This is a genomic window from Undibacterium sp. 5I1 (assembly GCF_034314085.1).
Taxonomy (GTDB): Bacteria; Pseudomonadota; Gammaproteobacteria; order Burkholderiales; family Burkholderiaceae_D; genus Undibacterium.
Genome location: NZ_JAVIWI010000001.1, coordinates 329,335 through 351,743, shown reverse-complemented (window position 1 = coordinate 351,743; position 22,409 = coordinate 329,335). Strand labels below are relative to the sequence as shown.

Sequence of the window (22,409 nt, the reverse complement as noted above, 5' to 3'; positions counted from 1 at the left end):
TGGCGCTGTACCCCCTTTAATTTTTCCCTCGAATGAGGATTCCATGAGCGAAAACATCAAATATGTAAGCGATGCTTCTTTTGAAGCAGACGTGTTGAAATCTGACAAACCAGTTTTAGTCGATTTTTGGGCTGAATGGTGCGGTCCATGCAAAATGATCGCCCCGATTCTGGAAGAAGTAGCAAAAGAATACGATGGTAAGATCATCATTGCAAAAATGGATGTCGATGCAAATCAAGCTGTTCCAGCTAAATTTGGTATTCGTGGCATTCCTACTTTGATTTTGTTCAAAGATGGCGCTGCTGCAGCACAAAAAGTCGGCGCATTAGCAAAAGGTCAATTGACTGCATTTATCGACAGCAATATTTAAGATAGTTTAAGTTACAGAATATTCTTAGATAAGTAAGGTAAAATGCACAGCTATAAAAAGATGAGCGGCGTTAAGGCGTCGTTCATTTAGATTTAAAAACGTTTTTATAAAAACGCGCTTTAAAAAGATATTTAAAAAACCAAATCGACAATCAATTTTTTGTTCGTTCTCAAAAAAATAATGAGAAGCGGCAAAAAATAGCAGAAATCCTAAAAACACCATCCTGTAGTTCACCTCTGTTCACTCCCCCACCTACTTATCCCATCCCGGGACACTCAACATGCACTTATCAGAATTAAAGGCGTTACACGTCTCAGCCTTGCTAGAAATGGCCATCGGTTTAGACATTGACAACGCAGCACGGATGCGCAAACAAGAACTTATGTTCGCAATCCTGAAAAAACGCGCCAAATCCGGCGAACAAATTTTTGGCGATGGCGCCTTAGAAGTATTGCCAGACGGCTTTGGCTTCTTGCGCTCGCCCGATGCCAGTTACATGGCATCTACCGACGATATTTATATCTCTCCTTCACAGATCCGACGATTCAACCTGCACACAGGCGATTCGATTGAGGGTGAAGTCCGCACACCAAAAGATGGCGAACGTTATTTCGCCCTGGTCAAAGTGGACAAGGTCAATGGCGAAGCGCCAGAAGCCTCCAAACACCGTATTCTGTTTGAAAACTTAACACCGCTGCATCCAAACAAAGTCTTGCAATTAGAACGTGATATGCGTGGTGAAGAAAACACCACTGGCCGTATCATTGATCTGATCGCCCCTATCGGCAAAGGCCAGCGCGGCTTATTAGTAGCGTCACCTAAATCCGGTAAATCCGTCATGCTGCAACATATTGCGCATGCCATTACCACCAATCATCCAGACGTTACGATGATCGTCTTGCTGATTGACGAACGCCCGGAAGAAGTGACTGAGATGCAACGCTCCGTACGCGGTGAAGTTGTTGCATCGACGTTTGATGAACCAGCTACCCGTCACGTACAAGTCGCTGAGATGGTGCTGGAAAAAGCCAAGCGCCTAGTCGAAATGAAAAAGGACGTGGTCATTCTGCTCGACTCGATCACCCGTCTGGCACGTGCTTACAATACTGTCATTCCGGCCTCTGGTAAGGTATTGACAGGTGGTGTTGATGCAAATGCGCTGCAACGTCCGAAGCGCTTCTTCGGCGCTGCACGTAACGTAGAGGAAGGTGGCTCACTGACCATTATCGCTACTGCACTGATCGAAACTGGTAGCCGCATGGATGATGTGATCTATGAAGAATTTAAAGGTACCGGCAACATGGAAGTGCATCTCGAACGCCGTCTGGCTGAGAAACGTACTTACCCTGCGATCAATTTGAACAAGTCCGGCACGCGCCGTGAAGAGTTACTCATCAAACCTGATCAATTGCAAAAAATCTGGATTTTGCGCAAGTTGCTATATAGCATGGACGAAATCGAAGCGATGGAATTCATCCTCGACAAAATGAAGGCAACTAAGAACAATGCAGAGTTTTTTGAAATGATGCGTCGTGGGAATTAAGTCTTAGTCTCAATTTGAATCTCAGTTAAAAAAAGCCATCTTAAAGGATGGCTTTTTCATTTTGTGATTCAGGTTAGCACCGCACCTTTAAAAGGCGAAACTGATTGATTCGACCTGTAAACCCAGATTTTCCATTAGACCGCTATCACTTCGCAAAAAAAGCAGACGACATGCGGTCTTCGGAGGGATAGCACCACCGCGATTCGAGTGGGAGCGCTACAGAGACAATTGTGCCTTTGGCGAACTGCCTGACGTTGTCGCTCCTCCTGGCAAGAGGCAGATTGCGTCGTCGTCGCGTCTAGCCATTCAATCCGCCAAAGGCACACTTGTCGCTGTACCAATGGAAATTCTGGGTTAAATATACTCACTACAGTATATTTTAACGTCCAAATAACCTATGGACATTAAGGGTATTTTCGGCGTATACCCCCCTTATTTTAATTAAACGGTTACTTAGCAGCGAGTTTCTCTGACTTATCCCAACCACCGCCGACGGCTTTGTAGATGCTGACAACAGCAGCCAGATGTGCCCGCTGAGTATCAGTCAAAGTCGATTGGGCTTGCTGTAAATCAAGCTGCGCGCTGAGTACATAGAGATAGCTGCTGTACCGTTTTTGTAACACAAGTCAGCTATACGCAGTGAGTCTTTTTAACGCTGTGACACGACGACTACCTGCCGCATAAATTTGCTCATTAGCAGCCGTGTTGACCAGCGCATCATGCACGTCGCGGAACGCGCCTTGCACACTTTGTACATATTGTGCCAAGGCTTGCGTTTTGCGCGCTTTGGCACCGGACACCAGCGCGCCAATCGCGAGGGCGCGGAAGATTGGTTGTGTAATGCCAGCGCCCACATCCACAATAAAGACGCCGGATCAAACAAGTCCTTAAAACTACGCGACTCATCGCCATAACCGGTAGTCAGCTTCAGGCTTGGAAAATACTGCGCCTTGGCCTGACCGATGTCAGCATTGGCAGCGGCCAGCGTTTGTTCAGCGGCGATGACGCCACGGCTGGCCAGCAGATCTTCTATGTCGCGAAAACTCAGCGCAAACCGAAAGCAGAGCCACACGACATGACTAATGATTTCTGCCGGATAGCGGAAGCCGCAATAGAGCAAAGATTTTTTCATCACGCTACTTTACAAAATTTCTCCACCGCCCGTAAGTTGACAATACCGCATACTCATATAAAATCGACAACGTCATGAATTACAGTCAACAAAAGCTGTCAACAAAATTTTTACCGCTTCTCATCCATGCACCCGAAAAGAAAACTAATGCGTCCATACCATGCACTGCCAGCCATACTGAGTTTGATATTGTCATCCCAGGTTGCCGGACAAACCGCTGCGTATGCAATTACAGATAAAAACACGGCTCTGTCGCCCGCTGTGGAAGCTGCACTGAAAGACAAGTTGCAAGCCTTATTCAGCACAGTCTGTAGCAAGGATGAATTTTCAGGTGTGTATGTCGTCGCCAGGGGCAATCATGTCATCAGCGAAGCAGCATGTGGTGAAGCCAGCAAGCGTTATCATGTGGCGAATACGATGGATACCATCTTCAATGTCGCCTCGGTCGGCAAGATGTTTACGGCGGTTGCCATAGGCCAGCTAGCGGATGCGGGGCGTTTGTCCTATGCAGACCCGGTCAGCAAATATGTGGATGCCAGCTGGTTGTCACCTGAGGTGGCGAAAAAAATCACCATCGGCCAGTTGCTGTCGCACACATCTGGGCTGGGAAATATTTTTACCAACAAGTTTACCAACGGTCCGTATATGCAGATGGCCGCCATGCGAAACTTGGCTGACTACAAGCCATTTATACGCGATGCGGCACTGGAGTTTGCGCCCGGCAGCAATTATTTGTACAGCAATATGGGTATGTTTTTCCTCGGTGTCATCATAGAAAAAGTCTCGGGACAAGATTATTTTGACTATGTACGCCAGCATGTGTTTCTGGCGACAGGCATGAATAGTACCGATAACTATATCAGGGATGAGGGAACAGAAAACCTCGCCACCGGCTACATCAGCACGCGAGGTGCGACAGCCAGCAGGAAAGAAAACACCGTCCTGATACCAGTACGCGGCGGCCCTTATGGCATAGGCTACTCAAACGCACCAGACCTGCTGCGCTTTGCGGATGCACTTCAGACTGGCAAGTTGCTCAAGCCAGCAACGCGCCAGTTATTCTGGCAAGACCAGACCGCAGGCCGTGCAGACAAGGGCAGCTATGGATATGGCTTCGAATTACGCTCGGGCAAGCTGGGTAAAATCGTGGGCCACAGCGGGCAGTTCCCCGGCATTTCCAGTAATCTTGATATGTATCTCGATGCTGGTTATACCGTGGTCGTGCTGTCAAATTATGAACCCGGTGTGTTGCCGCTGGCAGGGCGAATTGCGGCGGTACTGGAGAATGTGGTGGGGCTTGAGTAGGGTGCGTTACAACGCACCATTTGAACGACAAATCAAGAACGAAACTTCTTGCAATCTCGCAGGCGGTTCGTCTATTTTACGAGCGTTCATTCTTCATATATTTTGTAGATACTGTCAACTTACGGGCGGCGGGGCGATATTGTAAGGTGGCGAGATGAAAAAATCTTTGCTCTATTGCGGCTTCTGCTACCCAGCAGAAATCATCAGCCATGTCGTGTGGCTCTACTTCCGGTTCGCGCTGAGTTTTCGCGACATAGAAGAACTAATGGCCAGCCGTGGCATCATCGTCACGTATGAGACGATCCGCCAATGGACGATGTTCGGCCAATGCTATGCCAATGAGCTTCGCCGGCGTCAACCGCAACGTGGAGACAAATGGCATCTCGACGAGGTGGTGCTAACAATTAACCCAGATTTTCCATTGGAACAGAGACAAGTGTGCCTTTGTCGGACTGACTGGCTAGACGCGACGACGACGCAAGCTGCATCTTGCTAGGAGGAGCAACAACGCCAAGCAGTTCGCCAAAGGTGTAATTGTCGCTGTAGCGCTCGCACTCAAATCGCGGTCGTGCTATACCTCTGAAGACCGCACGCCGTCTGCGTTTCTGCGAAGTGGTAGCGGTCTAATGGAAAATCTGGGATTAAGGGCAAGCACCATTACCTGTGGCGTGCGGTCGATCAGACCGGACATGTGCTCGATATTTTGTTGCAGAGTCGGCGCAACCGACAAGCGGCAAAACGTTTTTTCTGCAAGCTTCTCAAGGGCTTACGTTACCCACCACGAGTGCTAATCACCGACAAGCTCAAGAGTTATGTCGCGGCGAAGACGCACATCATGCCGGGTGTCGAGCATCGCCAGCACAAAGGCCTCAATAACCGTGCAGAACTCTCGCACCAACCTACGCGGCAACGAGAACGACAGATGCGGCGCTTCACATCATCGGGCCATGCTCAGCGCTTTTTATCGGCTCATGGCCCGATCAACAATGTCTTCCGGTGTCAGCGAAACCGTATGACAGCGGAGCAGTACCGACACATGCGTAGGCAGGCATTTTCTGTATGGAATGAGGTCACCAACGTAGCAAAAAAAACTAATCCGTGACACCGTGTTACCCAGGCAAATGCAAGTTCGCCTGAAATTGTACAACTCCCCGTCTCCGTTCAGCAAGTTGGCAATACCGGAAAAATCTATCCCAGCGTAAAAACAAAAAAAGAGATGGAGCGTCGTCTGAATGGGCTCCAAACAACACCTCACATCTCCAAGGGAAAGCTTGATAACATAAAATATACTCACTACTGTATATTTTAATGTCCAATAAATATATGGACATGAAGGGTATTTTTACCATATACCCCCCATTTTTTACCAATTACGTATTTACTTAGCTGCGATTTTCTCTGACTTATCCCAACCACCACCGACAGCTTTATAGATACTGACAACAGCAGCCAGATGAGCCCGCTGGGTGTCGATCAAAGTCGATTGCGCTTGCAACAAATCGCGTTGAGCACTGAGCACATCAAGATAGCTGCTGTAACCGTTTTTGTAGCGCAAGTCGGCCAGACGCAATGAATCTTTTAAAGCGGTGACGCGACGATTGCCAGCTGCGTAAATTTGCTCATTGGCAGCCGTGTTGACCAACGCATCATGCACATCGCGGAACGCCCCTTGCACACTTTGTACATATTGCGCCAAGACTTGCGTTTTGCGCGCTTCGGCACCGAACACCAGCGCGCCAATCGCGCCGGCGCGGAAGATTGGTTGTGCAATATTCGCTCCAATATTCCACAGCAAAGAAGCTGGATTAAATAAATCCTTAAAGCCACGCGACTCGTCGCCATAGCCAGTGGTCAGCTTCAGGCTTGGGAAATACTGCGCCTTGGCTTGACCGATATCAGCGTTGGCAGCAACCAGTGTTTGTTCAGCAGCGATGATGTCTGGCCTGCGGTTAAGCAGATCCGATGGTAAGTCGGCTGGCACTGTCGCTTGCTGATACAGGCTATCAATGCTACTGCCTCGTGCAATCACCGGATTGGCAATTGCAGAGGGCGAACGTCCTAACAAGACGGCAATGGCAGACTCTGTGACTGCCAGCGATTGCTTCGCTTGCAGCAAGCTAATCTCTGTCGCGGCGGTATCAGATTCTGCCTGATGTAAATCTAGCTCACCGATCGAGCCGGAAGAAAAACGTTTTTGTTGCAAACGTAGATTTTCCTGACGAGTTTTGAGTGTCGATTCGGCCAGTTCTACTTGTGCATCGTAAGCCCGCAAGGCAAAGTAATTTTGCGCCAGGTTGGAATACAAGGTGTTAATCACCATGCCGCGATTGGCTTCTTGCGATAACAAACGGGCACGTGCAGCCTCATCGGCGCGACTGAGCTTACCCCAGAAATCCACCTCATAAGACGCGCTTAAACCGATCTGATAATCGGTACCAATCGGATTGGCACCGGGCACCAATTTGCCGGAGTTGACACTGGTACGACTTTTTGTGCCGGATAAATTCGCGTCCACCGTAGGATAACGATTGGAGTTGGCTGAGGCTGCGGTCGCACGTGCTTCTTCCACCCGCCCTGCTGCCAGCAAAATATCCTGGTTATTGGCAGTTGCCTCATCCAGCATACTGTTTAAAACAGGGTCTTGGAAAGACTTCCACCAGCTCAGCCAATCGGTCGTTGCACTAGTTTTTCCAGTGCTTGTAACACCGCTCGTGAGCTTTGCTGGCGTATCAAATGCTGGCCGCTGATAATCAGGTCCGATCGCGCTGCAGCCTGCTAGCAGCAGACTCGCTGCAATCACGGAAAGCCGTAAGCTAGACAATAAAGCAGGCGCTGGTGTTGATCTTGATGATCGGAGTGTGGATCTAAATACAGTTGATGTCATCACATGTTCCTCTTAATTCTTCAGTTCAGCAGGTGGCGCATTGTGCAAAATATGAACCGGATGCTCGAAATCTTCCTCTGTCGTTTTAAACCGCTTATCGTTAATCAGTTTAAAGAATAAAGGTACAAAGAAGATCGCCAGGAAAGTCGCTGCCAGCATGCCGCCCAATACACCCGTGCCGAGCGACATACGCGCCGCCGCACCAGCACCGTGGGAAAACGCCAGTGGTACCACGCCCAAGATAAACGCTAACGATGTCATCAAAATAGGACGGAAACGTAAGCGTGCCGATTCCAATACCGCAGCAACCGGGGCATAGCCCTCATGCACTTTCATCACTGCAAATTCAACAATCAAAATCGCATTTTTCGCAGATAAGCCAAGCAAGGTCACCAGACCAATCTGGAAGTACACGTCGTTGTTAAAATTACGCAAATAAACCGCTAACAGTGCACCGAAGATACCAAACGGCATCGCCAATAAAACGGAGAAAGGCAGTGACCATTTTTCGTATTGCGCGGCCAGAATCAAGAAGATCATCAAGACACCGGCACCAATCGCGATGCCAGCAGCATTGCTAGTACGCTTCTCTTGGAAGGAGGCGCCGCCCCAATCGTAGGAAACATCCACTGGCAACACCGTTTTAGCAGCACGCTCCATCGCAGCAATCGCTTGTCCTGAGCTATAGCCTGGCTTAGCACCACCCAAGATTTTGATCGATGGTAAAGCGTTAAAGCGCTGTACCGAATCGGGTCCTGTCGTAAAACGTATGGTCGTAAAAGCGCGGACAGGAATCATTTGTCCGGTAGCAGAGCGCACATACATACTGCCGATATCATCTGGCTTGGCGCGGAACTGGCCTTCTGCCTGCAACTGAACGGTGTAGGTACGACCATTTTTGTTGAAGTCATTGACATAGTAACTACCCATGGTCGCGGCTAAAGTATTGTAAACATCTGAGAGAGCAACTCCCATCGAGCGTGCTTTATCGTTATCCACATCCACATATAGCTGCGGTGAATTAGCTTGCCACAGAGTTTGTACGCCAGCCAGTTCAGGCTGCTTATTGGCTTCTGCCAGCAACGCTGGTAACAGCTTGGCCAGACGCTCTACACCGCCCTCACCTTTGTTTTGCATATAGAACTCAAAACCACCAGTTTGTCCCAGACCTTGAATCGCTGGCGGGCTGAAGAACAGTGGTAAACCTTCTTTGATACGGCCTGTTTTCATAAAACTTTCACCGACCATTTGCTGTGCCGACTGAGTACGTTCATCCCAAGGTTTTAACGGGAAGAACATGGTTGCCGCAGAAGATTTCAAACCGCCACCACCTAAGAAATCCAGACCAACCAAAGCGAAGGTGGTATCGATGTTCTTATTGGTTTTCATGATTTCTTCTACTTGCTTGACCATGGCATCCGTACGAGCTAAAGACGTACCTTCAGGCATGATGGCAGCACCGATAAAGTAACCTTGATCTTCATCCGGTACCAATCCGCCGGGTACGGTTTTCCACAATACGCCCGTCACAACCAGCATGCCACCGAAGACCATCACACCTAAGACCGAGCGACGCAAGAAGAAAGTAACACCGTTGGTATAGCGCTTAGTCAGACGTAAAAACGCGCCGTTAAACCAGGTGAAAAAGCGATTATGTTGTTCCGCACCTGGCTTCAACAAGATCGCGCAGAGTGCTGGCGTCAAGGTCAAGGCAACAATACCGGACAACACCACAGCGATGGAAATCGTGACGGAGAACTGACGATACAACTCGCCTGCTAAACCACCGAGGAAAGCAATCGGACCAAACGCTGCAACCAATACCAGAACAATCGCAATAACTGGACCAGTGACTTCATGCATCGCTTCAATCGCTGCATCTTTTGGTGTCATGCCTTCTTCGTTCATTAAACGTTCGACATTCTCCAGCACCACAATCGCATCGTCGACAACGATACCGATCGCCAGCACCATACCGAACAAAGTCAGGGTATTGATGCTGTAACCCAGCAAGTGCAAACCTGCCATCGTACCGATTAATGACACTGGTACTGCCAGAGTTGGAATGATCGTTGCACGCCAGCTTTGCAAGAACAAATACACCACGATGAAGACCAGTACCATGGCTTCGCCCAAAGTTTTTAACACTTCAGCGATGGATTCGGTCACAAACGGTGTGGTGTCATACGGCGTTGCATATTCCATACCTTCTGGGAATTTAGACTTCAAATCTTGCAGGGTTGCTTCGATAGCTTTGCGTGTATCCAATGCGTTTGCACCAGTCTGCAAAAAGACACCAATGTTGGCTGATGGATGACCATTCACACGACCATTTAAGTTGTAATCTTTGGAGCCTAATTCAACCCGTGCTACGTCTTTGATGCGGACAGAGGCACCACTTTTATCGGTTTTAACGATGATATTGGCAAACTCAGCCGGCTCCAGTAATCGCCCTTTAGCGGTTACTGTCATGGTCAGTTCTTCAGTATTGTTTGGCGGTGCGCCGACTTTACCCGCAGCATATTGGGCATTTTGCTCACCAACGGCATTAGAAATATCGCTGACGGTAACGCCTAATTGCGCCATACGATCAGGACGCATCCAGATCCGCATCGCATAATCTTTGGCACCAAAAATTTGAATATTAGTGGTACCTGGAACACGTTTCAACGCATCTAAAACGTTTTGTGTTGCGTAGTTGGACAAGTACAAAGAGTCATAGCGGTTGTCTGGTGAATACAAAGCTGCAACCACTAAGAAGTTAGACGAGCTCTTAGACACGGTGACACCTTGACGACGTACTTCTTGCGGCAACTTAGCGTCCGCTTGACGTACCCGGTTGTTGACGTTAACTGCGGCAATATCCAGATCCGTACCGACTTCAAAAGTCACATCGATAGAAACACGACCGTCGGCGGAAGAGGTAGAGCTCATGTACAACATGTGCTCTACGCCGTTGATTTGCTCTTCGATCGGTGCAGCGACGGTGCGCTCTACTACTTCAGCAGAGGCACCTGGATAATTGGCAGTAACGTTGACTACCGGCGGAGAAATTTCCGGGTAACGAGAAATTGGCAAGACCCGCAACGCGGCCAGGCCAGCCAGCACAATAATCAACGACAATACCGTCGCGAAAATTGGCCGGTTAATAAAAAATTTTGAAAACATGAGTAATCCTTGCGCCTAAATTTGTGGTGCTACTTATTGAGCAGCTTTAGCACTGGCAGTTTCTGCAGCGGGCTTGGTATTAACTTGGGCTGGTGCTGACGTTGGTGCTAACGTCGGCGCTGATGATCCTGCGCTTCCAGAGGGTTTTGCAGCCAGCGGCACCGGTGTAACGGTCATACCAGGCTCATGGGCTTTGATAAAACCATCGACCAACACGCGATCGCCACCCTTCAGTCCTTTTGTCACTATCCACTGACCGTTGGACCAACCATCTAGCTCAACCGGACGTGGTGCTAACTTATTGTCTGGCGTTACTGTGAAAACGATTTTGCCCATAGGGCTATCGATCACCGCACGTTGTGGTACTGAGAGTGCCGCAGTACGAGTGGCGCCGTTCAAAATCACGCGAACAAACTGGCCTGGACGCAAAGTACCGTCAGGATTAGGGATTTGTGCACGAGCATCAAAACCACCAGTCGCTGGATTGACTTTTTCGCTGGCGAAATTCATCTTGCCTACCGTCGGAAAAATCGATCCGTCTGCCAATTTGACCTTGACGTCAAACGCCAGACTACCGTTAGTAGCGCGTTTGCCAGGCAATGCAATTTTGCCGCCACTGACTTCCTGACTCAGTTTTAAGTAGTCGGCCTCAGTGATGCTGAAATTAACGTAGACCGGATTGGTCTGGACAATCGTGGTCAGCAAACTGTCGGAGGCCGTAACTAAACTACCGTTGGATTTGCTGGCGATACCGGTAGCACCATCAATTGGCGCAACAACCCGGGTATAGCCCAGATTGAGTTTGGCTTCGTTCACCTGCGCCATGGATTGCTTGTAGCTGGCTTCGGCAGTCTCTAATGAAGATTTCGCATCATCAAATTCTTTTTGACTAATCGCTTTTTCAGCAGCCAAGGGTGTTAAGCGCGCAAATTCACGTTTGGCTTGATTCAATTTAGCTTCATTGACGCCTGCCGCTGCTTCTGCAGAAGCGAGTTGCGTTTTATAAGTACCCGGATCAATTTGAAACAGAACCGTGCCCGCTTTGACGCGTGAGCCTTCTTCGTATAAACGGTTTTCTAAAATGCCAGAAATTCGTGCACGTACTTCAGTTTCGCGCGAGCCTGCTGTTTGTCCGACATATTCAAAATCCATCGGCAGATTTGTCGGCTGTACTGTAACCACACTGACCTCGGGTGGTGGCATACCACCGGAACCACCTGGACCACCGGCGCCACCACCACCGGTCTTGCCACAAGCAGCCAACACCAACAAAGGTGCGCTAATTGCGGCAATGCGCAACAAGGGTGTAAGACGACCAGACCAGGCTGGTGGCGTTGCTAATAATTCGTTACTGAATTTGGGGAGGTGTAAATTTGGAGGGCTCATGAATTTTTCTCTATTAACGGAAAAGGCGGTGTGCTATTATATACATTCACGAATGTTTGTATATATTTTTAAATATTATTTTCTGCGAGTAATAAAAAATTATCGGAAAGGCTGAATTAAAGGCCTGGAAATACTACTGGAGACGCATCATGGCTAGGAAAACCAAAGAAGAAGCACAAGAAACCTGCAATGCTTTGCTCGATGCAGCTGAGCAAGTTTTTTGCGTAAAAGGTGTTACGAATACGACGCTCAATGAGGTTGCCAAAGAAGCAGGTATGACACGCGGTGCGATTTATTGGCATTTTAAAGATAAAAATGCTTTATTTGAAGCAATGTGTGATCGTGCATTTTTGCCAATAGAAACATTACTCAACGAAATCACGAGCACCCCGCCGGAAGACCCTTTTGCTGCACTGCGCCAGCTATATGTTCACATGCTAAAAGAGGTTGCCAGCTCACCAAGGCAGACCAATGTGTTCAACATCATATTTCATCGCTGCGAGAAAGGAACAGAAATGAGTTCTTACGCGCATGAGAAGGAACCGCGTAACGAATGTATTTCCAAAATGGAAGATATTTTTAAAGTCGCCATTGCACAAAAAAAATTACCGGCAGAAACCGACACCTGGATCGCAGTACAAATGATTCACTCTTATTCAATCGGATTAATTTACGAATGGCTAGTAGATACCAAAGCCTATGATCTTGCAAAACATGCAGAATATATGATTGACGTCATGCTGGCTGGCATCTTAGCTAAACCACCGCTAAAAAACTGAGCTAAACGATTATTTATTAAGTGCCCGTTTGCACAAAAAACTGAATTAGCTCGGCAACTTCCAGTCGTAGCGAACTGCCAGCAGGCGCAGCATTGAGGTGACCAGAATGCCTGACAGCACCGCCACTGTCTCTATGACCTGCCAATTGGTCAGAAGTAGATAAACCCAGCAGCCAGCAAATGCGCAGGTGGCATACAATTGTCCGCGCCGGAATACCATCGGTATTTCATTACAAATGATGTCCCTCAGAACACCGCCAAAAATGCCGGTAATTACACCCATCATGGTGCAAATAAATAAGGGCATGTTTGCTTCTAGCGCCAATGACGCACCACCTAAGCTGAACAAGCCAAGCCCAAATGCATCGGCATACAAAATAACTTTATCCGTCACGGCATGTCGCAAATGCCTGCCGAACGGCAAAGCGATCAAGCTCATCACAAAAATCAACAATACGTATTCCTGATGATCGACCCAAAACAAGGGACGTCGGTCAAGTAGTAAATCACGCAAGGTTCCTCCGCCGAAAGCGGTAATAAACGCGACCGTGAAAACTCCTACCGGATCCATTTTCTTTTTTCTCGCTTCAACAAAGCCAGAAGCGGCAAAAGCGACAATGCCAGCGACCTCTACCGCATGTAGTAGTGTACTCATGCCCAAATGGATGGATGTTGCCAAAATATCTCCTGTTATCTATGCATACAAGCTCTGCACAGAATGATGCAAACATATGATTTTATTGTATAATCTTGGGCTGGCATTAGGCCATCAGTATTTTTAAATCAGGCAAGTGATCAACAATCGGGTCAAGAAGCAAGGCGACCGACGAAGTGGGGATTGGCTACCAAAACTTTTTGAGGCAAGCATGAAAGACGGCATCCATCCAAATTATCGTGAAGTTTTGTTTCACGATGTATCTAACGATTTCAAATTCGTCACACGTTCTACTATCCAGACTCGTGACAAAATGGAATTCGAAGGCAAAGAATATCCACTGGTGAAGATCGAGGTTTCTGCAGAATCCCACCCTTTTTACACTGGCAAACACAAAATTGTTGATACAGCTGGTCGAGTTGACAAATTCCGTAAAAAATTCGGTACTGTTGGCTCCAAAACTTCGGTTGCAAACTAATTTTTTTGCATCCGTTGTATCGATAAAAAAGGCAGCTCAAGCTGCCTTTTTTCATGTCTAATGATAATTTGGTGTAGCGTAGTAATCTTGTATCTATGTCTATCAGCTCCATATAACAAGTATTGATCTTGGTGCATTCCCGTGTAAAGCTTGAAAGCTAACGAAATCCACCACTTCGCTACTATAAAACTCTTATGACCATCCCCTCCAATACCGACGCCGCATCCAAAAGTAGTCTTGCGACACTCAAAGGCTTAGTGCCATTTTTAACTCCTTATCGTCGTCAATTTTTTTTGGCGGGTATTGCTTTAATCATTGCCGCTTGTGCAACGTTGGCGATACCTTATGCCTTCCGGCAAATGATCGATCTGGGATTTGGCGGTACTGGCACGCGTGGCATCCAACATGTGGACGCGACTTTTCTGGCGCTGTTTGGGGTCGCCTGCGTCTTGGGTGTAGCTACCGCAGCACGATTTTATATGGTGTCCTGGTTGGGGGAGCGGGTTACCGCTGACATCCGCAATGCGGTGTATTCGCATGTAGTTACGCAAAGTCCCGAGTTTTTTGAGACAACGCAGACAGGTGAAGTTTTATCCCGCCTGACGACCGACACGACATTGATTCAGGCAGTTGTTGGCACCAGTATTTCTATGGCATTGCGCAATGCATTATTGTTTATGGGTGGTCTGGTAATGTTGTTTATTACTAGCCCAAAACTGTCATCCATTATCATCGTCACACTGGCAGCGACGGTGCTCCCGATCGTGCTGTTTGGCCGGCGAGTACGCAAATTATCCCGCGATTCTCAAGATCGGATTGCGGATGCCTCTGCTGTCGCGGGTGAAATTTTAAATGCGATGCCGACTGTACAAGCATTCACACACGAACCCATTGAGGCGCGGCGTTTCTCCAGCTCGGTAGAAGATGCTTTTAGTACAGCAATGCGTCGAATACGTGCCCGTTCGTTACTGACGATGGTCGCAATTTTATTGATCTTCGGTGCCATCGTATTTGTCCTGTGGCTGGGAGCGCACTCCGTAATGCGGGGTGAAATGAGTGGTGGCATGCTAGGGCAATTTATCTTGTATGCATCCATCGTTGCTGGCGCAGTCGGCGCTTTGTCTGAAGTAATGGGCGAAGCACAACGCGCCGCCGGTGCTACCGAACGCTTGCTAGAGCTTATGGCAGCACAATCACCAATCCAATCTGCACCGAATCCATTAAAGCTGCCTCCGCGCGCTGCCAATGGGGCTGCTTTATCGTTGACTGACATCGTGTTTCATTATCCGTCACGGCCCAATATGGCGTCGATAGGACATATGTCCTTAGATATCAAACCGGGTGAAACAGTCGCCGTGGTCGGCTCGTCTGGCGCAGGCAAAACTACTTTATTTCAGTTGTTGCTGCGTTTTTATGACCCGCAACAAGGCAAGATCACATTAGATGGCGTGGATATACGGCAGTTAGATTTACATGATTTACGCAATGCAATCGGTATCGTGCCACAAGATACGGTGATTTTTTCTGCCAATGCATTAGAAAATATACGCTATGGCAAAGCGGATGCCAGCGATGCAGAAGTGATCGCTGCGGCTAAAATGGCGGCGGCGCATGAGTTTATTGAACGTCTGCCAGAAGGCTATAACTCCTTCCTTGGTGAGCGTGGTGTGCGCCTGTCTGGTGGTCAACGTCAACGCATCGCGATTGCACGGGCGCTACTTAAAAATCCACCGTTGCTCTTGTTGGATGAGGCCACTAGCGCGCTTGATGCAGAATCAGAGCGCCTGGTTCAAGGTGCATTGGAAGCAGCGATGCAAGGTCGCACGACCCTGATCATCGCGCATCGCTTAGCAACCGTACAAAGAGCTGATCGGATTATCGTCATGGAGCACGGACATATTGTTGAAACTGGCACCCATAATAGCTTGGTAGCGCAAGGCGGCATTTACGCCAATCTGGCGTCTTTACAATTCAATACATCGACTTAAATATTGGCTTTATTATTAAGTTCAAATAGCTTTTATGAGCTTGGTTAAGGCTCAAGAAGCTATCGTTAGTCACTGCATAAATCAGTTGCGTTAAGTAACTGCAACTGACTACAAAGTAAGCCTTTTATCGCAGAATTATCTTGTAACAAGAGTGACATTTTTCTTGACGTCGGAATTGGCACTTGCGTACACTCTCCCGATCCCATCAACATCGTCGATCATGATCGATTAGACAATACACCGCCTATGAAACGTTTCCGACACAGCATCTCTCCTATTCTCGCTTCAGCAATCTTGCTTTGCTTTACGTCCCCAAGCTCCGCCACAGAAAATGATTTACTCGCATTAACTAGCGTACCTGAGTCAAGCACTCAGCCGATTGGCGTCTTGCGTACCAATGAAGTGGCACCGACAATTAATGTTGCGATAGAAGATAGTGCCGATAAAATTGCAGCAGAGAATCCTGTTGAACTGACAGCGCCAGAAGCCAATTTATGGAATCGGATTCGCAATGGTTATGCAATCCCGGATCTGGATAATCAATTAGTTAGTAATCAGCTTAATTGGTACAGCACTCGTACTGAATACATACAGCGAACCGTGCAGCGCGGTTCACGCTACTTGTATCACGTTGTAGAGGAGCTGGAAAAGCGCGGTATGCCAACTGAACTAGCATTACTTCCATTTATTGAATCCGCCTTTAATCCTCAGGCAATTTCTACTGCCAAAGCATCTGGTATGTGGCAATTTATGGCGGCAACTGGCCGTGATTTCAATCTAAAACAGAGCATGTTTAAGGATGACCGACGCGGCGTACTGGATTCTACTGACGCTGCCCTAACGTATCTGGAACGCTTATACGGTATGTTTGGTGACTGGCAATTAGCCTTGGCCGCGTATAACTGGGGCGAAGGTTCGGTTCAACGGGCGATCAAAAAACAGCAGGCAATGGGCTTGCCAATTGACTTTGAAAGTTTGTCTGCGTTGATGCCGAATGAGACAAAAAACTATCTGCCAAAATTGCAGGCAGTTAAAAATATCATCGGGCATCCAGAACAATTTGGCATAGAACTACCCAAGTTAGAAAATCAACCCTACTTCGTTACAGTAGAAAAAACTCGTGATATTGATGTACGGGTAGCCGCGCAATTAGCAGAGATGTCTGTAGTTGATTTTACAGCGTTAAATCCGCAATTCAATCGCCCTGTCATTACTGGCGATAGCAAAACTAAAATTCTGCTCCCGACTGACAATGCGATGTTGTTCAGAGAAAATTTAAGTAAGTGGAATGGTCCGCTATCTACCTGGGCTACTCATACTGTAGGAAAAACTGAACGAGTAGAATCTTTGGCTAATCGTTTGGGGATGAAAGCTGAAACACTGCGTGAAGTTAATTTCATTCCACCAAAAATGTTAGTCAAAGCAGGATCAACTTTGCTCATTCCGAGATCAAGCAAAACACCGGATCAGGATATCTCTATGGAGATTGCTGAAAAGGCGCAGTTGATCATTGAAAAGACTCCGTCGACCAGGCAGATGCATTTTAAAGTCGGTAAAACAGATAATCTGAACTCAATTGCTAAGCGCTATAAAGTTAGTGTGGCAGACATCAAGAGCTGGAACAATTTGAAGCGGGATAGCGTCAGTGCCGGTCAGACACTACAAATACAAGTGCCAGTTCTGCAAGCGAGAACAAAATCAAACCACGTAGCATCAGCACATAATAATCGCAACACTAAAACCAACAGCAGAACCGCAAGGACAGTCGCTCCACGCGCTGCCAAAACGATACTTGCGCATGCAAAGTCAGGTAAAAAGCATAGCTAATTTTCACTGGCGATATTGCTCAAAATACCTCAGTCAAAATACATCGTTCAAAATAAAAAAACCCCGGTTTAACTCGGGGCTTTTTTTATACCAAGGAATCTAAATCACTAGATGAAAATTCCTTAATATTTTACCAGGTCGGTTCAATCAATTACTTACCAGATTGATTGGCATAGATAATCCAGTAACGCGCCAGATCAGCAGTGCCGTCAGTACCTTGCACTGTCTTCAAAACCTTGATCGCATTCGCTTTTTTACCAGCTTGCAGTAGAGATATACCTTGCAAGAGTTTGGCGTCATCAGGACGCTTCAAACTACCTTTAGTCATACCCTGATCGATCAAGCTTAAGCCTTTATCAAACTGGCCTGCAGTGACGTATGCATAACCAAGCGTAACCGATGCATTACCATCCTTACTTTGATTGGCTTCAGCTTCATTCGCTGCGGCATTTGCTTTGCTTTCTGCTAGATTTTTGTTGGCCAGATCACGCAGACGTTGATGACGTGCGGCATCAGTACCTGTGCCAAGCGCGCCTGCCTTGTAGCCCTGATCAATAATCTTGATCGCTTCTGCCGGATAACCTGCTTGCAAAGATAATTGAGACATTTCCATAAAATCACTGGTACGAGTAATTTGTCCCAAAGCTAGTTTCAAGCGATCTAAATCCAAGGATAAGCGCTCAGAATAACCAGGCTTACTTTGAATACGGCCGAGCAAATCAAGCCAGTAATCTTTCTTCGGGTAGAAAACCAATAACTTTTCAATCGCAGCAACATAAGTGGCTTTGTCGTTCTGCTTCAAAGCAGCATTAGCATAAAGTTGCAGACTAGTTTCACTTGGAGTACGACCTGATTTTTCTTCGGATGCAAGATCAGCCTTAACCTCTTTCATAGTGCGGGCATAATCACCGCTCATGTATAGAGACTGGATCAGGAATGGACGCATTGCCGGATCGTTACCACCATCGGAAAAATAACGAGTAACCCATTGCACGGTCTTAGCATAATTCCCTGCTTTGTAATAAGCAGATGCGAGACCTTGTATGTATTTAATTTGTTCGCCAGCAGGTAATTTATTCGCAGCGATAATTGTTTCGTAAGAGCGAATCACGGTGTCATTATCACCGGCAGCACTTGCAATCGCAGCACGCATACGCTCAATCGTAAAACTTTCATTCATCGTTTTACCGCTTACGCTATCCGTATCGTGAAGTTTAGCGAGTGCTTCTTTGTATTTCTTGGCCTTAAACAAATCACCAGCAGCTTGTACTGCTTTGCCGATTTCAGGGCGCATGGCCTCTTGAGCATAGGCTACGTTACCGGCAATATTAGTCAGCTCTGGAACAGCACAAAAACCAATCGCAGCAAGTAAAACAGCGAGGCGTGACAATCGAAGTTGCTTCATGTTTTGATCTCTCAATCAATAAATTTAATGAATTTTAAAATTGCAGCTTTACCAAAATGAAAAAAGGCAGGAGTAACCCTGCCAATTTTGAATAATACCTTAGATTTTCTGGTTCACGCAGTGAGAAGCGGAGTAAATACTGAATTTCACTGATCTAACTCACTTCAAGAACTGCTCATTACCAACCATACCGATCTTATTGACACCCAATCGTTGCGCCTCGGCCATCACATGTGCCACCGCTTTGTACGGTACCAGCTTGTTCGGACGTAAGTGCACTTCCGGTTGATTCGGCGTGGCCGCCACTGCCGTCAGTTTGGATTCCAACTCGGCATTGTTCTGAATCGCTACACCGTCCCACAGCACCGTGCCATCAAAGTCGACGTCAATTGAGATCACCACTGGTGGCTCAGTCTGTTTGGATTGTGAATTCACCGGCATATTCAGATTGACCGCGTGGTTCTGAATTGGGATGGTAATAATTAACATGATAATCAAGACCAACATGACGTCGATCAGGGGGGTCATGTTCATTTCGATCATGACTTCCGGTTCGCTCGAGTTGCCTGAGCCTAATTGCATACCCATACTATTCCTTTCGTTCTTTCACTCTTACCGCTGGTGACTGCCGTCGTTGCGTTGCTCTTGCGTCGCTCTAGCTTCGCTCTTACTTAGTTCTTCGGCGGTGGTTCTGTCACAAAGGCGACTTTGGCGATCCCGGCGCGCTGGGCGGTGAGGATGACTTTGCCGACAAATTCGTAGCGGGTGTTTTGATCACCACGGATATGGAGTTCCGGTTGTGGTACCTGGTTCGTGACCGCTTTGAGCTTTTCAAATAAAACATTGGTGTCTGCGACCGGGGCTTCGTTCCAGAACATGTCACCGTCTTTGTTAATGGCGATGGTGATGTTTTCTGGTTTAGTTTTGTACGGTTGGTTAATTTCCGCGGGGAGCTTGACCGGAACCGTGTGGGTGACGACTGGGATGGTGATCAGGAAGATGATCAGCAGGACCAACATGACGTCGACCAATGGGGTGGTGTTGATGGTGCTGTTGACTTCGTCTTCGCCGTCACCATCGTTGCCGATTGCCATTGCCATAGTGTGTTCTCTTTCAGATGACAGATACTGAGACTGTACTTTGTGTTTCGTTCAGGAGGAGGTGGCACTGCCACCTCTTCTGGTGTTGCTTACTGTTGTACGCGTTTTGGCAATAATTTGGCTGCGGTCTTTTGCAGCCTTGTTGCCTATGCCAAGTAAGGACTTAGGCTTTTTTGGACATCACGCCAGACAAGACGACGGAGTGCAGATCAGCGCTGAAGGCACGGATGTTTTCCATGGCAGTTTTGTTGCGACGTACCAGGAAGTTGTAACCGAGTACGGCTGGAACCGCCACAGCGAGACCAATGGCGGTCATGATCAAGGCTTCACCAACTGGGCCGGCGACTTTGTCAATGGAGGCTTGTCCTGCTGCACCAATGGCGGTCAGCGCGTGGTAAATACCCCATACCGTTCCGAACAGTCCGACGAATGGTGCGGTGGAGCCAACGGTGGCGAGGAAAGCCAGACCATCTTGCAGACGGCTTTGTACTTTGTCGACGGCGCGTTGGATGGACATGGAGATCCAGGAGTTGAGGTCAATTTGTTCTAACAGAGCACCTTCGTGGTGGTCACTGGCTTTGGTGGCGGATTCGGCGATGAAGCGGAATGGGCTGCCTTCTTTGAGGCTGGTGACGCCAGCGTTGACGGAGGCGGCTTTCCAGAACTTGGTTTGCGCTTCTTTGGCTTGGCCACCTAATTTGAATTGGTCAATAATTTTGGTGATGAGGATGTACCAGCTGCCCATGGACATGATGAACAGGAGGAAGAGTGTGCCTTTGGTGACGAAGTCGCCGCCTTTCCAGAGGGCGTCGAGGCCGTATGGGTTGTCAACGACTTTGTCTTTGTCTATTGGGGCTGCGGCTGGTGTGAGGTCAGTGGCGGCTGGGGCTTCTGCCGGGGCGGCTGCAGCTGGTGCGGCGGCGCTGGCGGAGGCGGCAGGAGCACTGGCTTCTGGTGTTTGGGCTTGGGCAGTGACGACGCTGGTGGTGAGGGTAATCACGGCGGCGGCCAGGAGGGCTTTCAGACTGAATTTCATGTGCGTACTTCCTTCGTAAATTGGCATGTCAAATGCTGTTGTTGTTACTGTTGCTGTTATTTGGGTTGGCTTACGTTTGCCTGGCTTGGCTGGCGTTTGCTTGGCCTTACTTAGAGTTACTGCGAGACTTACTGTAAGAGTTACTAGTATTGCTTTGTTCGGTAGTGCTGACCCGGGCTGGCTTGGCGTGTGGCTTGGCTGACCCAGGTTTGGTGTGTTTCTTGGTACTGCTGGTATTTCTCGTGTTTATTTCCAATATGTCTTAGGCAGTCTTAGTCGAGCTTCCAGACGTATTGCACTTTGGTGGTGGTCGTTTGGGGCTTGCCGTCCACGGTACCGGGTTTGTTTTTGCAGGTGCCGGAGAGTAATTGGGCACGTACGGCGTTGTCGAGTCCTCTGAATCCGCTGGATTTGTCGATCTTGACGTCGGTGACGTTGCCGTCAGCGCCGATGACGACGGAGAGCATGACGGTGCCGGTTTCTTCGTTGCGTAACGAGGCTCTTGGGTATTCTGGTTTGCAACCGGCGGCGTTGAAGTCAATCACCCCTGGTACCATGGAGGGACCGGCGGGTTTGTTTTCGACAACAGGTTGGGCGACCGTTTTAGGCAGGACATTGCTGTCCGGCTTGACCTGGGATACCTGGGTGATGGTGTTGGGCGTGACGACCTGTTGTTGCACCTGGACTTCTGGCGGTGGTATGAACGGCGGCGGCGGTGCCATCAGCTTGGGCGGTGGCGGTGGCGGTACATCTGGCGGCGGTGGCGGTGGCTTGATCTCTTCGACCAGCTTGGTTTCCATCGGCTTCATGATGTATTCGACTGCTTTGACGCCGAGTCCGTTGATCAGGGCATACACGAGCAATATGTGAAATGCGATTACCAGCCCTATCCCGAACACCTTCTTGCCCGGCTCTTGCTGGTGATTTGAAAAATCCATACCTAACATCCTCCGAATACCACAACATATTATTTGTTGCTAATCGACCCAAGTAGATGAATAAACATCAATCTAAAAGAACCATAAAAAAATACAATTTACGCAGTCCTGACAGAACAATATTACTTAATTTTATGCAGCATATTTTTACTAAAAAAATGCATTATATGATTAAGCAACCGTTTGCGTACCCTTTCTTTCATCTTATTTTAAGCAAATAGAACAAAACAAACCTCCAGGAAATTGTTACGCTTTTTCCTTTATTTAGATTTAAATGCTTAGCAAAATACGCGCCATATCAAATCTGATCAGCTATTGATTCATAAGAAAGCATTTACGGCTTATCAATATGTAAAAAAAGCTGTGTTTTTGCCTAAAAAGTGAAAATGAAAGAATCAAAAAATTTCTGATGGCGC

The 22,409-nt window shown here is 47.9% G+C and carries 21 protein-coding genes and 2 pseudogenes; 11 read left to right on the top strand and 12 right to left on the bottom strand.

Annotation, left to right across the window (positions count from 1 at the left end; translation table 11 throughout):
- Window positions 1-43 precede the first annotated feature (43 nt).
- Complete coding sequence (trxA, locus tag RGU72_RS01490) at window positions 44-370, top strand: thioredoxin TrxA (protein WP_322118059.1); 327 nt, start codon at window positions 44-46, stop codon at window positions 368-370.
- Between the two features lie 280 nt (window positions 371-650).
- A complete protein-coding gene (gene rho / locus RGU72_RS01485) occupies window positions 651-1,913 on the top strand; it encodes a transcription termination factor Rho (protein WP_322118058.1) in 1,263 nt (420 codons plus the stop codon).
- Between the two features lie 449 nt (window positions 1,914-2,362).
- Here rho and RGU72_RS01480 read toward each other — a convergent pair whose 3' ends face one another.
- The 3 genes and pseudogenes from RGU72_RS01480 to RGU72_RS21350 all read right to left on the bottom strand — a co-directional run.
- Window positions 2,363-2,536 (bottom strand): hypothetical protein, encoded by a 174-nt coding sequence (locus RGU72_RS01480; RefSeq protein ID WP_322118057.1) that lies wholly within the window; start codon window positions 2,534-2,536, stop codon window positions 2,363-2,365.
- A 3-nt stretch (window positions 2,537-2,539) separates the two neighbouring features.
- Window positions 2,540-2,713, bottom strand: coding sequence for a hypothetical protein (locus tag RGU72_RS21355; protein WP_416200092.1), 174 nt, complete (start codon window positions 2,711-2,713; stop codon window positions 2,540-2,542).
- A gap of 86 nt (window positions 2,714-2,799) precedes the next feature.
- Window positions 2,800-3,045: pseudogene (locus RGU72_RS21350) on the bottom strand (TolC family protein); the annotation flags it as partial.
- 147 nt (window positions 3,046-3,192) lie between these two features.
- Here RGU72_RS21350 and RGU72_RS01470 point away from each other — a divergent pair.
- From RGU72_RS01470 to RGU72_RS01460, 3 genes and pseudogenes are all read left to right on the top strand, one after another.
- Window positions 3,193-4,350 (top strand): serine hydrolase domain-containing protein, encoded by a 1,158-nt coding sequence (locus tag RGU72_RS01470; RefSeq protein WP_322118055.1) that lies wholly within the window; start codon window positions 3,193-3,195, stop codon window positions 4,348-4,350.
- A 154-nt stretch (window positions 4,351-4,504) separates the two neighbouring features.
- Window positions 4,505-4,846 (top strand): hypothetical protein, encoded by a 342-nt coding sequence (locus RGU72_RS01465; protein WP_416200091.1) that lies wholly within the window; start codon window positions 4,505-4,507, stop codon window positions 4,844-4,846.
- A 144-nt stretch (window positions 4,847-4,990) separates the two neighbouring features.
- A pseudogene (locus RGU72_RS01460) lies at window positions 4,991-5,345 on the top strand (IS6 family transposase); the annotation flags it as partial.
- Window positions 5,346-5,728: 383 nt separating this feature from the next.
- Here the strand turns inward: RGU72_RS01460 and RGU72_RS01455 are convergent.
- The 3 genes from RGU72_RS01455 to RGU72_RS01445 are packed head-to-tail and all read right to left on the bottom strand — an operon-like array spanning window position 5,729 to window position 11,788.
- Window positions 5,729-7,234, bottom strand: a complete 1,506-nt coding sequence (locus RGU72_RS01455) for an efflux transporter outer membrane subunit (RefSeq protein ID WP_322118054.1) — start codon at window positions 7,232-7,234, stop codon at window positions 5,729-5,731.
- A 12-nt stretch (window positions 7,235-7,246) separates the two neighbouring features.
- Entirely contained in the window at window positions 7,247-10,402 is a 3,156-nt protein-coding gene (locus RGU72_RS01450) for a multidrug efflux RND transporter permease subunit (RefSeq protein WP_322118053.1), read from the bottom strand.
- 33 nt (window positions 10,403-10,435) lie between these two features.
- A complete protein-coding gene (locus tag RGU72_RS01445; protein WP_322118052.1) occupies window positions 10,436-11,788 on the bottom strand; it encodes an efflux RND transporter periplasmic adaptor subunit in 1,353 nt (450 codons plus the stop codon).
- A 149-nt stretch (window positions 11,789-11,937) separates the two neighbouring features.
- Here RGU72_RS01445 and RGU72_RS01440 point away from each other — a divergent pair, with 149 nt between their 5' ends.
- A complete protein-coding gene (locus RGU72_RS01440; RefSeq protein ID WP_322118051.1) occupies window positions 11,938-12,567 on the top strand; it encodes a TetR family transcriptional regulator in 630 nt (209 codons plus the stop codon).
- 45 nt (window positions 12,568-12,612) lie between these two features.
- On the opposite strand, the gene RGU72_RS01435 is transcribed toward RGU72_RS01440, so the two are convergent.
- A complete protein-coding gene (locus RGU72_RS01435; protein ID WP_322121521.1) occupies window positions 12,613-13,221 on the bottom strand; it encodes a trimeric intracellular cation channel family protein in 609 nt (202 codons plus the stop codon).
- A gap of 211 nt (window positions 13,222-13,432) precedes the next feature.
- Between RGU72_RS01435 and RGU72_RS01430 the strand changes: the two genes are divergently transcribed.
- From RGU72_RS01430 to RGU72_RS01420, 3 genes are all read left to right on the top strand, one after another.
- Window positions 13,433-13,699: a type B 50S ribosomal protein L31 gene (locus tag RGU72_RS01430; RefSeq protein WP_262835590.1), complete on the top strand. Its 267-nt coding sequence runs from the start codon at window positions 13,433-13,435 to the stop codon at window positions 13,697-13,699.
- Window positions 13,700-13,893: 194 nt separating this feature from the next.
- Window positions 13,894-15,687, top strand: coding sequence for an ABC transporter transmembrane domain-containing protein (locus RGU72_RS01425; protein WP_322118050.1), 1,794 nt, complete (start codon window positions 13,894-13,896; stop codon window positions 15,685-15,687).
- 246 nt (window positions 15,688-15,933) lie between these two features.
- Complete coding sequence (locus RGU72_RS01420) at window positions 15,934-17,514, top strand: transglycosylase SLT domain-containing protein (protein ID WP_322118049.1); 1,581 nt, start codon at window positions 15,934-15,936, stop codon at window positions 17,512-17,514.
- Between the two features lie 151 nt (window positions 17,515-17,665).
- Here the strand turns inward: RGU72_RS01420 and RGU72_RS01415 are convergent, their stop codons facing one another.
- From RGU72_RS01415 to RGU72_RS01400, 4 genes are all read right to left on the bottom strand, one after another.
- A complete protein-coding gene (locus RGU72_RS01415; protein WP_322118048.1) occupies window positions 17,666-18,919 on the bottom strand; it encodes a hypothetical protein in 1,254 nt (417 codons plus the stop codon).
- A gap of 159 nt (window positions 18,920-19,078) precedes the next feature.
- On the bottom strand, window positions 19,079-19,507 hold the full coding sequence (locus RGU72_RS01410) for an ExbD/TolR family protein (RefSeq protein WP_322118047.1): 429 nt from the start codon (window positions 19,505-19,507) through the stop codon (window positions 19,079-19,081).
- An 83-nt stretch (window positions 19,508-19,590) separates the two neighbouring features.
- The gene (locus RGU72_RS01405) at window positions 19,591-20,019 is read right to left on the bottom strand and encodes a biopolymer transporter ExbD (RefSeq protein WP_322118046.1); all 429 of its coding nucleotides are present in this window, start codon (window positions 20,017-20,019) and stop codon (window positions 19,591-19,593) included.
- A gap of 163 nt (window positions 20,020-20,182) precedes the next feature.
- On the bottom strand, window positions 20,183-21,055 hold the full coding sequence (locus RGU72_RS01400) for a MotA/TolQ/ExbB proton channel family protein (protein WP_322118045.1): 873 nt from the start codon (window positions 21,053-21,055) through the stop codon (window positions 20,183-20,185).
- A 25-nt stretch (window positions 21,056-21,080) separates the two neighbouring features.
- Between RGU72_RS01400 and RGU72_RS01395 the strand changes: the two genes are divergently transcribed.
- A complete protein-coding gene (locus RGU72_RS01395; RefSeq protein ID WP_322118044.1) occupies window positions 21,081-21,257 on the top strand; it encodes a hypothetical protein in 177 nt (58 codons plus the stop codon).
- 70 nt (window positions 21,258-21,327) lie between these two features.
- On the opposite strand, the gene RGU72_RS01390 is transcribed toward RGU72_RS01395, so the two are convergent.
- On the bottom strand, window positions 21,328-21,522 hold the full coding sequence (locus RGU72_RS01390; protein ID WP_322118043.1) for a TonB family protein: 195 nt from the start codon (window positions 21,520-21,522) through the stop codon (window positions 21,328-21,330).
- 4 nt (window positions 21,523-21,526) lie between these two features.
- Between RGU72_RS01390 and RGU72_RS01385 the strand changes: the two genes are divergently transcribed.
- On the top strand, window positions 21,527-21,925 hold the full coding sequence (locus RGU72_RS01385; RefSeq protein WP_322118042.1) for a hypothetical protein: 399 nt from the start codon (window positions 21,527-21,529) through the stop codon (window positions 21,923-21,925).
- Window positions 21,926-22,409: the final 484 nt, after the last annotated feature.